The organism is Duncaniella muricolitica, assembly GCF_910574735.1.
In the GTDB taxonomy this organism is placed as follows: Bacteria; Bacteroidota; Bacteroidia; order Bacteroidales; family Muribaculaceae; genus Duncaniella; species Duncaniella muricolitica.
On the sequence record NZ_CAJTCF010000028.1, the window covers coordinates 35,775 to 46,485 of the forward strand.

A 10,711-nucleotide genomic window follows, 5' to 3' on the forward strand; every position below is an offset into this window, starting at 1 on the left:
CCGGCGGTTGCCATTCAAGTCACAGTGTAACCAAAACCAATCAGCATGGAAACTCCTCCTCCCTACATCGGTGAAGACAACCTGCACCGTAAGTCGAAGATTTCGGCTGATATGCTTGTGCAGGCGTTTCGCGGCGCGTGGTCGCGATTTCCTGTCACGATGATTTATGTGATGTATGCTACCGTTTGGGCCATCGTATATATTATCGGTGAAGGTAAGTTTGTGCGTGGCAGCGAACGTGTGGTCGGCGCGCTGTGGTATCTCGGCGGGGTCGGCATACCCTTGTCACTTGCGGTGACACTGTGGTGTGAATATCTCGGACGTCAGTTGAAGTGGCCTATGATTGTGGCAAATGTGCTGCTATGGGCCGACTGTGTCTATATCCTCATCTCCGACACTGTGATTGGCGATGCTTTTGTAATAGGACGCATAGCTGTGGTGACGGCTTTGTGTGTGGCCATTCTGTTTGTGCCTTCGCGCAGACTGTGGGCATGGAATTATACCAACCGTCAGACCTGCGGGCTTATCACAGCCGGAGTCTTCTCTTGGGCGTTCAGCCTGGCAGTCTCCGTTATATGGATGACTGTCATAAGTCTGTTTGACATCAAAGACGGGTTTACGTCAATGACGTGTGCAATGGTGGTATGCACTGCCATGATTCCCACTGTGATATTTCTCCATCTCATACCGCGCCGTGACGAGGTCGAGGCGACAGAGGGTGTGTATAAGGCATCGAAATTTCAGTGTGGCACGGCCAAATATTTCGTGTTGATGATCACGGCCGTATATATGTGCATACTGTATGTCTACGGAGCCAAGATACTCTTCACGTGGGATTTGCCCCGAGGGGTGCTTACCTTGGCAGTCTCCGGGTTGTCGCTTGCCGTGCTCGTGTCGATGTTTATGCTTGAAGGTGTAAGGCGCACCCATCCAACCGACACCCTTACGCTCAGGGCTTTGCGCATATTGCCGGTGGCCATGCTGCCGCTGCTGGTGCTTATGAGTGTCGGGCTTGCCTATCGTGTGAACCAGTATGGGATCACATCCACACGGCTTTATGTCATAACGTTCAATCTGTGGTGTTATGCCGTGTTCGGTTATCTGAGCCTGCGGCGCACCCGCACATATAACGGAGTGGCCATCTCGTTTGCCGTGGTGTTTTTCGCCACCTCGATACTCCCATATGCCAATCTTACAGACATCGGAGAGTTTATGCAGCGCGAAAGCGGTGATACGGATGATGTTCATGTAGAGACTGTCGAGCTTACAGCCGGCGATTTCAGCAACCATATCATCAAAACGATGTCAAGCTCGGTGGCAATCCCCGAAGGGTATGACAATGTGCAACGCAAGGATTGGAACGTGTTTATGCCCAAAACAATAGAGGACGGTGTGCTGATCGTATACATCGGCTGTGGGATAAAGGTGCCTGTCGACAGCATCATGAAAATGAAATCATCGGAAAGCATGGCGCAACCGGTGATATTGCATCAGGCTTCGGGCCGTTCAGATACAATATATGTAGCATATGAAGTGAATGTGCATTACTCAGAACGTGAATGGAACGAGAGGCATAAAATCAACAGTCTCAACATGTCGGGCTACATATTTACCAAAAACGAATAATCAATAAACACATATTTATATATAAGTTATGAACCGCGCAGAACTTCTTGAAAACATCCGTAAGAAAGGCTCGTTTCTTTGTGTAGGCCTTGATACCGACATCAAGAAAATCCCCGAGCATCTCCGTGATGTGGAGGACCCTATCTTTACGTTCAACAAAGCCATTATCGACGCCACCGCTCCCTATTGCGTGGCCTATAAGCCCAACACAGCTTTCTATGAAAGCCTCGGAGTGGAGGGTTGGCAGGCTCTTGACCGTACAGTGAAATATATACGTGAGAATTATCCCGATCAGCTCATAATCGCCGACGCCAAGCGCGGCGACATAGGCAACACATCGTCGCTCTACGCCCGTGCTTTTTTTGAGAATATGGGTGTCGATGCCATCACGGTGGCTCCCTATATGGGTTTTGACAGCGTGAAGCCATTTATGGATTATGAGGGCCGTTGGGTGATATTGCTCGCACTTACATCCAATCCCGGCAGCCGTGACTTCCAGTTTCTGACCGACATGACCGGCACACGCCTGTTTGAGCACGTGCTGGAGACCGCCCGCAAGTGGGGCAACGAGGACCAACTGATGTTTGTGGTCGGAGCTACCCAGGGCGCGATGTTCTCGGAGGTGCGTCGTGTGGCACCCGACAACTTCCTGCTTGTGCCCGGTGTGGGTGCGCAGGGCGGAAGTCTTGACGAAGTGGCCAAGTGGGGCATGACCCGCGAGTGTGGCCTCATAGTCAACTCATCGCGCGGCATTATCTATGCCTCCACAGGTGAGGATTTCGCCGAAGTCGCCGCAGCCGAGGCCCGTAAGCTCCGCGACCATATGACTATGCTTCTTTCGGCTCATGGAGTAATCTAAAAGAACATAGTTAAAAAAACTGACCGGAGTACAGAAGAGCTCTTCTGTACTCCGGTCGGTTTTTTTATACGGATGTCAATCAGTTCATGAGGAGCACTATGACCACACCCCAGAGGATCAGTAGGGTGTTGCCGATGGCATAGGTGACGGTGTAGCCCATCGCGGGGATGGAACTGCCTATGGCATCCTGTATGGCTCCGAGCGAGGCTGTAGTGGTGCGGCTGCCTGCGCAACATCCGAGGTTGATAGCAGCCGGGAATTTGAAGATTTTCTTACCGATTATCACGCCAAGCACAAGCGGGATTGTAGTGCAGATGGCACCCATGACAAAGAGCATCCAGCCAACCTGTTGGAGACCGCTTACAAATGAGGGACCGGAATTGATGCCGATGACGGCGATAAACATGTTGAGGCCGAGGTTGTTGAGCAGCCATATCGACTGGCTCGGGATGCGTCCCCACGTGGGGCGTCGGGAGCGCAGCCATCCGAAGAAGAGGCCGGCTATGAGCGCGCCGCCGCTGGTGCTCAGGCTGACAGGCACTTGGCCAAGGTGGAGGGTGAGCAGGCCTATGATGCCACCGATAAATATGCCAAGACCCACAAGGATAAGGTCAGACTTGTCGGAAAGTTTCTCGGCATATCCGAGGGCGGGTGAGGCAAGCTCGATTTCGTTTTTGAGACCGACAATGGTCATGACATCGCCGGGATACAGTTTTACCTGAGCGAGAACGGGGATAGGCGCGCCGCCGCGGGTGATGCTCTTGATGGAGACGCCATACATCTCCTTCATAGCGCGTATCTGGTCGACAGTCTTGCCTGCCGCGCCCTTTTTGGATACCGTAACCTGGACCTGTTCGGCCGGAAACGACAGCAGTTCGGCATCGTTGATTTCTGAGCCGATCCACTGCTCGTCACCGATAATAAACTGACGTCGGCCGCTGAGCACAATCTCATCGCCCTTGGCGATACTAAGGTCGGGGGCTGTCTCCATCACTTTGCCGCCCTGACGCACTCGCTCCACAAACAGGCGGCGTCCCTGCTCGGCCAGATAGGACTCAATCTCCGAGATGCTTTTGGGCGTGTCGAAGAAGTCGGCTTCCACGCGATAGGCTCGGAAAGCCACAGGACGAAGAGCGTTGATGTAGTTAGGGTCGGAGAAAGCCGAGCCTTGATTCATCTGCTTCTCAAGTTCGGCAGTCTCGGCCTTTACTTTCTTGATGCCTCCGAGCAGAGCCGGACCGAGGTTGGCGAGGATATAGGCCGAGCCGATGGTGCCGAACACGTAGGTTACGGCATAGCATACAGGCATGATTTCAATCCAGGCTTTCTTGTCGGCGGCCGAGACGTTGAGCGAGTTGAGTGTGTCGGTACCTACTCCGATTATGGCCGACATAGTCTGCGAGCCGGAGAGAAGACCGAGGGCTTCGCCGGTGTTGTAGTGCATCAGGAGAGCCACAATCCATGTGGTGAGGAGGCACAGCACGCACAGCACGCAGGCAAACAACACCTGCTTAATGCCATCGCCCTTGAGCGCGTGAAAAAACTGTGGGCCGACGCTGTAGCCGATAGCGAAGAGGAAGAGGAGAAAGAAAGCGTTTTTGATAGGGCCCGGAATAGGGATGTCAAGCTGTCCGATGAGCACCCCGACAAGGAGCACCGAGGTGACATTGCCCAGCGAGAAAGACTTGTATTTCAATTGGCCTACAAGAAAGCCGAGTCCCAGCGTGAGAAAGATGGCGAGGGACGGATTGTTTTGGAGTGATTCTACAAACCAGTGCATAGATTGAAACGGATTATTGATTATGCAATGAGAGGATATTTTTTTATGTAGATAAACAATCGTCTGCGGCATAAAGTTAGAGACACGGGGCAAATAATGAATAAAAAAATGAGTGACGGTGAAAATTTATGGTATATTGATTGGTTTTTGTTAGAAATTCGCTATATTTGCATATTAAAACGAAAATTTTAACAGAATCATGGATAAAGAGTTAGACTGGAGTAACCTGTCATTTGGCTATATCCCAACAGATTACAATGTACGTTGCTATTATCGTGACGGCAAGTGGGGCGAGATAGAAGTCTCTCAGAGCGAAGAGGTGAACATGCATATCGCCGCCACCTGTCTGCATTACGGACAGGAGATATTCGAGGGCCTGAAGGCCTTCAGAGGCAAGGATGGTAAAATCCGTATCTTCCGCCTCGAAGAGAATGCACGCCGTCTTTGCGAGTCGGCCAAGGGTATCCTTATGGAACCGCTGCCCGAGGAGCTGTTTAAGGAGATGGTAATAAAAGTGGTGAAGCTCAACGAGCGTTTTGTGCCCCCTTACGGTTCGGGCGCGTCGCTTTACATCCGTCCGATCGAGCTGGGCATGTCGGCTCAGGTAGGGGTCAAGCCCGCTACGGAATATCTGTTTATGATTCTTGTCACACCCGTAGGGCCTTACTTCAAGACCGGATTCAAACCGACCAATATCTGCATCATGCGCCAGTATGACCGCGTGGCTCCTAACGGCACAGGCCTCTGGAAAGTGGGTGGCAATTATGCCGCATCGCTCACAGCCGGTGAGCATGCCCATGAACTTGGCTACTCAGCCGTGCTATATCTCGACCCCAAAGAGAAGAAATATCTCGACGAGTGCGGTCCCGCCAATTTTATGGCCATCAAGAACGGAGTCTATATCACACCCGCGTCCAACTCGATACTTCCCTCTATCACCAACAAGAGCCTCATGCAACTTGCCGAGGATATGGGTATCAAGGTAGAACGTCGCCACATCACCGTTGATGAGCTTGAAGAGCTTGACGAGGCCGCTGCTGTCGGCACTGCCGCCGTGGCTTCGCCCGTAGGCGAGATTGATGACCTCGATACCGGCAAGAAGTATGTAATCTCCAAAAACGGGGAGCCCGGTCCGATCACCACACGTCTCTATGAGACCCTCAACGCTATCCGTCTCGGTGAAATCGAGGACAAGCACGGATGGTGTACAATAGTCGAATAATATACTTCATGACATATCAGCAAGTCATTGACAGATATTACCCGCCGGAGACTCTCCGGCGGGTAATATATATGCGACATTGCGAGGCTGTGGCGCAGCTCGCGCTCGAGATTGCCGAAAAAAAAGCATTGCCGCTTGAGCGTGACGAGATACGTGAGGCGGCGATGCTTCATGATATAGGCATATTTCTTACCGATGCTCCCGATATAGACTGTCATGGTGAGGAGCCATATATAATGCATGGTGTGCTTGGTGGGAAGCTGATAAGAAGCGAAGGGCTGCGCGAGGAGTATGCCCGGGTGGCCGAGCGTCACACCGGAGCCGGAATTTCGGATGAAGATATAACGAACCAGTCGCTGCCGTTGCCTCCGGGGCAGTATATGCCGGAGACGTTGTTGGAACGGCTTGTGTGTTACGCCGACAAGTTTTACTCCAAGAGCGGTGATATGAAGCGTAAGTCACTTGACCGGGTCGTTGCGTCAATGAAGCGTATTTCTGACTCGACACTTGACAGATTCATGGCTCTGCATGCGGAGTTTGAATAGATAATAAAGACAGTAGTACAGGATTTTTTTGTTATAATCCTGTACTACTGTCTTTTCCTGAGAGTTTCCGAGGCTCTATTCGTAGCGTATGGCTTCGATGGGGTCGAGATTGGATGCCTTTTGGGCGGGATACCATCCGAAGAAGATGCCTGTGACGGTACATACCGCAAACGATAGCACTACGGAGTAGAGCTGTATGGCCACCGGCCAGTTGGCGATGACTGTCACAAGCCATGAGGCGATTATGCCGAGGATGATGCCTATCACACCACCGGTGACACTTATTATCACCGCCTCGATGAGAAATTGTGACAGTATGTCGATGCCTCGTGCTCCTATCGACATGCGCAGTCCGATCTCGCGTGTTCGCTCGGTCACCGATACATACATGATGTTCATGATGCCGATGCCGCCGACGAGGAGCGATATGCCGGCGATACAGGCGAGCAGAACAGTCATCATGTCGGAGGTGGAGTTCATCATCTGGCTGAGTTCCTGCTGGGAGCGTATCTCAAAGTTATTGTCGGCATCCTCTTTCAGACGATGGTTGGCGCGTAGCACCTCGGTAATGTTGTCGATGGTCTCCTCGGTCTGCGACTCGTCGACCGCGCTTGCAAACAGTTCCTGAAGATAGTCGACGGCAAGTATGCGCTTCATCACAGTGGTGTAGGGGGCTATCACCACATCGTCCTGGTCCTGGCCCATTGAATTGGTGCCTTTTGACTCAAGGACACCGATGACGGTCAGCGGTATTTTGCCGAATCGAACCACACGGCCCACAGGGTCTTCTCCGTTGGAGAAGAGATTGTCGACCACAGTCTTGCCGAGGATACACACTTTGGCGGCCGACTTGATGTCCTGGTCGGAAAATATCGAACCCTCCTTGACCTTGAGTTTGCGTATGTCAAGATATTCGGGTGTCACTCCATAGATGCTTGAGGGATAGTTGTTGTTGCCGTTGACGAGCTGGCCGCTCGAGTTGACCATCGGGGATACGGCTGCTACTCCCGGGACTGATTTCAAGGACTCGTAATCCTCGATCTTGAGAGTCTGCATGTCTTCGGCATTCTGACGCACACCTCCGCGTTGCATGTTGCCGGGGCGAATCATTATCATATTGGAGCCCATCTCGGAAATCTGAGCCTTGATGCTGTTTTTGGAGCCCTGGCCTATGGCGAGCATGGTTATTACCGAAGCTACACCTATGATGATGCCGAGCATGGTCAGGAAGCATCTCAGCTTGTTATTGTTGAGGGCTTTGAGTGCTATTTTGAGTAGATTGGCTAATTTCATGGTCAGTCGTTGTCGGTTGGCAGTGCTTCGTAGGCCTCGCGAGTCGAAGCCGGAGCGGGGTTATAAGTGTCCGAGACCACCTTGCCGTCGCGCAGCACGATGTTGCGTGACGAGTAGAGGGCGAGTTCGGGATTGTGGGTTACGAATATTATGGTACGTCCGCGTCTGTGCAGTTCCTGGAAGAGAGTGAGGATGCTGAACGACGTGCGTGTGTCAAGATTGCCGGTCGCCTCGTCGGCAAGGATTATCACAGGGTCGTTGACCAGCGCGCGGGCAATGGCCACGCGTTGCTGCTGTCCGCCCGACATCTGGTTGCTCTTGTGATAGAGACGGTCATGCAGTCCTACAGCCTCGAGGGCCTTGACGGCTCTCTCCCGACGCTCCTTGGCCGATACAGAGGAGTTGTAGAGCAGAGGGAGTTCCACATTTTCGATAGATGTGGTTTTGGGCAGGAGGTTGTAGTTCTGAAACACAAATCCGATTTTGCGGTTGCGTGTGACAGCGCGCTGGTTTTTGCTCATCGACTGTACCGACACTCCGTCAAGGATATACTCGCCCGAGGTAGGAGTGTCAAGACAGCCGAGCAGATTGAGCAGAGTTGATTTGCCCGAGCCGGATGTGCCCATGATGGTGACAAATTCACCCTCGGCTATTGAGAACGACACCCCGCGCAGAGCCTTGACGCGCTCGCCGCCCACCATAAACTCGCGGCGCAGATTGTCGACACGGATTATTTCTTTATTTTCGCTCATAGTGGGAAGTCTCCTATTTTTTGTTTTTATTGCGGCCCGGGGGCTGGGGGGCGAAGGGGCTTCGCTGAGCCTCGGTGTTGGCTGTGGCGACAGCCGATTCGGTGTAACCGACAGCTACGGATGTGCCTTCGGAAAGTCCGCTCAGTATCTGAGTCTTTATGCCGTTTGATTCGCCGATTTTCACTACGGTTAGCACGAGCGACATGCCGTCGACAACCCATACGTATCGTTCGTCTTTGGCCAGGCCCGAGCGGTCGGGGGTACCTGTCGGCTGCGGAAGTTTTTCATTGCCTTCATTCTCTTCCGGCTCAAATTTGAAGGCCTGGGCCGGGAGGAGCAGGAGATTCTGTTCGCGTATCACATAGATAGTAAGGTTGGCGGTCAGGCCGGGTATGAGTTTGTGCTCCGGATTGGCAGCGGCAACCACCACTTCATATGTCACGACGTTGCTCTCGGTGGTGGGGCTGAGACGCACCTGTGTGACTTTGCCCTCGAAGAGGTCATCGGGATAAGCGTCGACCGAGAATGTCACGTCCTGGCCTACTTTTACACGGCCTATGTCGGCCTCGTCTACATTGCCTATCACCTGCATGTTGTCAAGGTCGGCGATGGTGTAGAGATTGGCCACGTTCATGCTCGACACGACGGTCTGGCCTACCTCGACCTCACGCGAGATTACAATGCCGTCGATTGGCGAGTAGATTTCAGCGTAGTTGAGGTTTTTTGCTGCGCGCACGCGGTCGGCCTTGGCTTTGTCATAGGCAGTCTTTGACACCTCGAGGTCTTTTTGCGTGGTCTGAAATTCATAGTCGCTTATCAGTTGCTTGTCATGCAGAGCTTTGTCGCGGTTGTAGTTGGTGAGATTGTACTCATAGGTCACGCGGGCCGACTCGACATTGGCTTCGGCACTGTTGAGCTCGCTCTGGAGCAGAGTCTTCTCGATCTCGGCGATAAGCTGTCCTTTTGTCACGACGGAGTTGTAGTCGACATAGAGTTTGTCGATGATGCCGGTCACCTGTGTGCCGACGTCGACCTGTGTCACTGATTCAACTTCGCCGGTGGCTGTAACTGTCTCGGTGAGTTCGCCAAGTTCGGCCTTTACGGTCTCAATCTGCACTGCCGGTTCTTTGCCACAGGCACACAACAGGAGTGCCAGGGGCAGAGTGAGCGATAATCCTGATATTTTCATATGGTAATTGTTTGTTAGGGGAGTGTTATGGTTGATGTGCGGTAAAATTCGATCATTTTCTGACCGAGCATGGCCATGTATTTGGCCTGAAGGAGTGAATGACTCGCCTCGACAAGATTGTTATGGGCTGTCATCAGTTCCACTGGGTTGACGAGACCGAGGCTGAACTGCTCGTTGGTCAGTTCGTTGGTCAGTCGTGCCGATGAGAGCTGTTCGACAGCAGCCTCATAGCGTGACTGTGAAGAGCGGGTGTCGATATACCAGTTTTCTACGGTCTGGGCCAGTTCGGTCTGCCGTTGGTCGATGTCGAGCCGGGCGTTCATTTTCTGGACGTTTGCACGGGCTACGGCCGACTTGGTCTGCTTGTTGTTGAATATAGGCACAGACAGTGTGAGGCCGATTGACTCGTTGAGGTTTTGTTTCATGGATGTCCCGAACGAAAGACCGGGAGCAGCATAGCCGGTGCCGATTCCGGCGTTGAGTGACAGGCGCGGACGTCCCGAAGCCTTGGCGATGGCAATGTCGAGATCTGAACCGTCAATCTCCAGTTCGAGACCTTTGAGTTTAATATCGGTCACTGTAGCCAGCCGATAGCTTTCCGCCATGTCGGGCAGCGAGGCCATCACCTGCTCGGCGGTCCACTCCACGTCCTGAAGTTCGATGTCAGTGTCTATGCCGAGCTCGAGAAGCTTTTTTAGTTCCATGCGGCGGGCATCGTATGTGCCTTTGGCATTGACCAGATTGTATCGGTCCTGTTCATACTGAGCCTGGAGCTGGGCGTAATCCACACGTGAGATACGGCCGGCTTCCATGAGCCCGCGGGCTCGTTGGGCCTGCGCCTCACTCAGTTTTACAGCTTCCTCGTATATGCCTATCGACTCTTTGGCGTAGAGGATGTTGATGTACACCTGCAGCAAGTCGGTCTCAAGAGTGCGCATTATGTCAGCGGTGTTCAGCCGGTCGATACTTGTCTGAAGTTCGTTGCGCTTGATGGTGTTTTCGCGCTCGCCGCCGTTCCATACAGTCCATCCGGCATTGAGGCCGTAGGTGCTGTTGTAGCCGTTCTTGTAACCGTTGGCAAACGGAGTGTTAACATATCCGTGAGAGGTGGCAAAGTCGAGAGTCGGCTGCCATTGGGCTTTGGCTTCGTCGAGGTTGATGGCCGAAGACTCTTCGTTCAGTTGTGATTTGCGTAGCGATATGTTGTGGTCGCGGGCATAGTCCACGCAGTCGCGGTAACTCCATGTGTCGGCTCCGGCCGTAAGGACTCCGCAGCCGATGAGCATAGCGGTAATGAATTGGTTTCTCATATCGTCATTTATTGCAGTTAGAATTACACTCAATACTTCGGTTATTTTTTGAGAATTTGTTAACGGCTCCGAGGAGCCAAGTGTTTAATCCGTTAAAAATCTGATGTTTAGCATGAAAATTTAACACTAAAAATT

General features: G+C 52.6%; 9 protein-coding genes. 4 read left to right on the top strand and 5 right to left on the bottom strand.

The genetic code is table 11. From position 1 onward, the window contains the following. Positions 1–45: 45 nt before the first annotated feature. Complete coding sequence (locus tag QGT73_RS07825; RefSeq protein WP_280122084.1) at positions 46–1,626, top strand: DUF4153 domain-containing protein; 1,581 nt, start codon at positions 46–48, stop codon at positions 1,624–1,626. 28 nt (positions 1,627–1,654) lie between these two features. Continuing rightward, on the top strand, positions 1,655–2,485 hold the full coding sequence (gene pyrF / locus QGT73_RS07830) for an orotidine-5'-phosphate decarboxylase (RefSeq protein WP_280122085.1): 831 nt from the start codon (positions 1,655–1,657) through the stop codon (positions 2,483–2,485). 79 nt (positions 2,486–2,564) lie between these two features. On the opposite strand, the gene aspT is transcribed toward pyrF, so the two are convergent. Continuing rightward, positions 2,565–4,265 (bottom strand): aspartate-alanine antiporter, encoded by a 1,701-nt coding sequence (aspT, locus tag QGT73_RS07835; RefSeq protein WP_280122086.1) that lies wholly within the window; start codon positions 4,263–4,265, stop codon positions 2,565–2,567. A 199-nt stretch (positions 4,266–4,464) separates the two neighbouring features. Between aspT and QGT73_RS07840 the strand changes: the two genes are divergently transcribed. Next, a complete protein-coding gene (locus tag QGT73_RS07840; protein ID WP_280122087.1) occupies positions 4,465–5,487 on the top strand; it encodes a branched-chain amino acid aminotransferase in 1,023 nt (340 codons plus the stop codon). An 8-nt stretch (positions 5,488–5,495) separates the two neighbouring features. Next, positions 5,496–6,032 (top strand): HD domain-containing protein, encoded by a 537-nt coding sequence (locus QGT73_RS07845; RefSeq protein ID WP_280122088.1) that lies wholly within the window; start codon positions 5,496–5,498, stop codon positions 6,030–6,032. Between the two features lie 75 nt (positions 6,033–6,107). Here the strand turns inward: QGT73_RS07845 and QGT73_RS07850 are convergent, their stop codons facing one another. From QGT73_RS07850 to QGT73_RS07865, 4 genes are read right to left on the bottom strand one after another with little or no spacing between them, the layout of a single operon-like run. Beyond that, positions 6,108–7,325, bottom strand: a complete 1,218-nt coding sequence (locus QGT73_RS07850; RefSeq protein WP_280122089.1) for an ABC transporter permease — start codon at positions 7,323–7,325, stop codon at positions 6,108–6,110. A 2-nt stretch (positions 7,326–7,327) separates the two neighbouring features. Then, a complete protein-coding gene (locus QGT73_RS07855) occupies positions 7,328–8,077 on the bottom strand; it encodes an ABC transporter ATP-binding protein (protein WP_280122090.1) in 750 nt (249 codons plus the stop codon). Between the two features lie 13 nt (positions 8,078–8,090). Continuing rightward, positions 8,091–9,266, bottom strand: a complete 1,176-nt coding sequence (locus tag QGT73_RS07860) for an efflux RND transporter periplasmic adaptor subunit (protein ID WP_280122091.1) — start codon at positions 9,264–9,266, stop codon at positions 8,091–8,093. A 14-nt stretch (positions 9,267–9,280) separates the two neighbouring features. Next, positions 9,281–10,576 (bottom strand): TolC family protein, encoded by a 1,296-nt coding sequence (locus QGT73_RS07865; RefSeq protein WP_280122092.1) that lies wholly within the window; start codon positions 10,574–10,576, stop codon positions 9,281–9,283. Positions 10,577–10,711 lie beyond the last annotated feature (135 nt).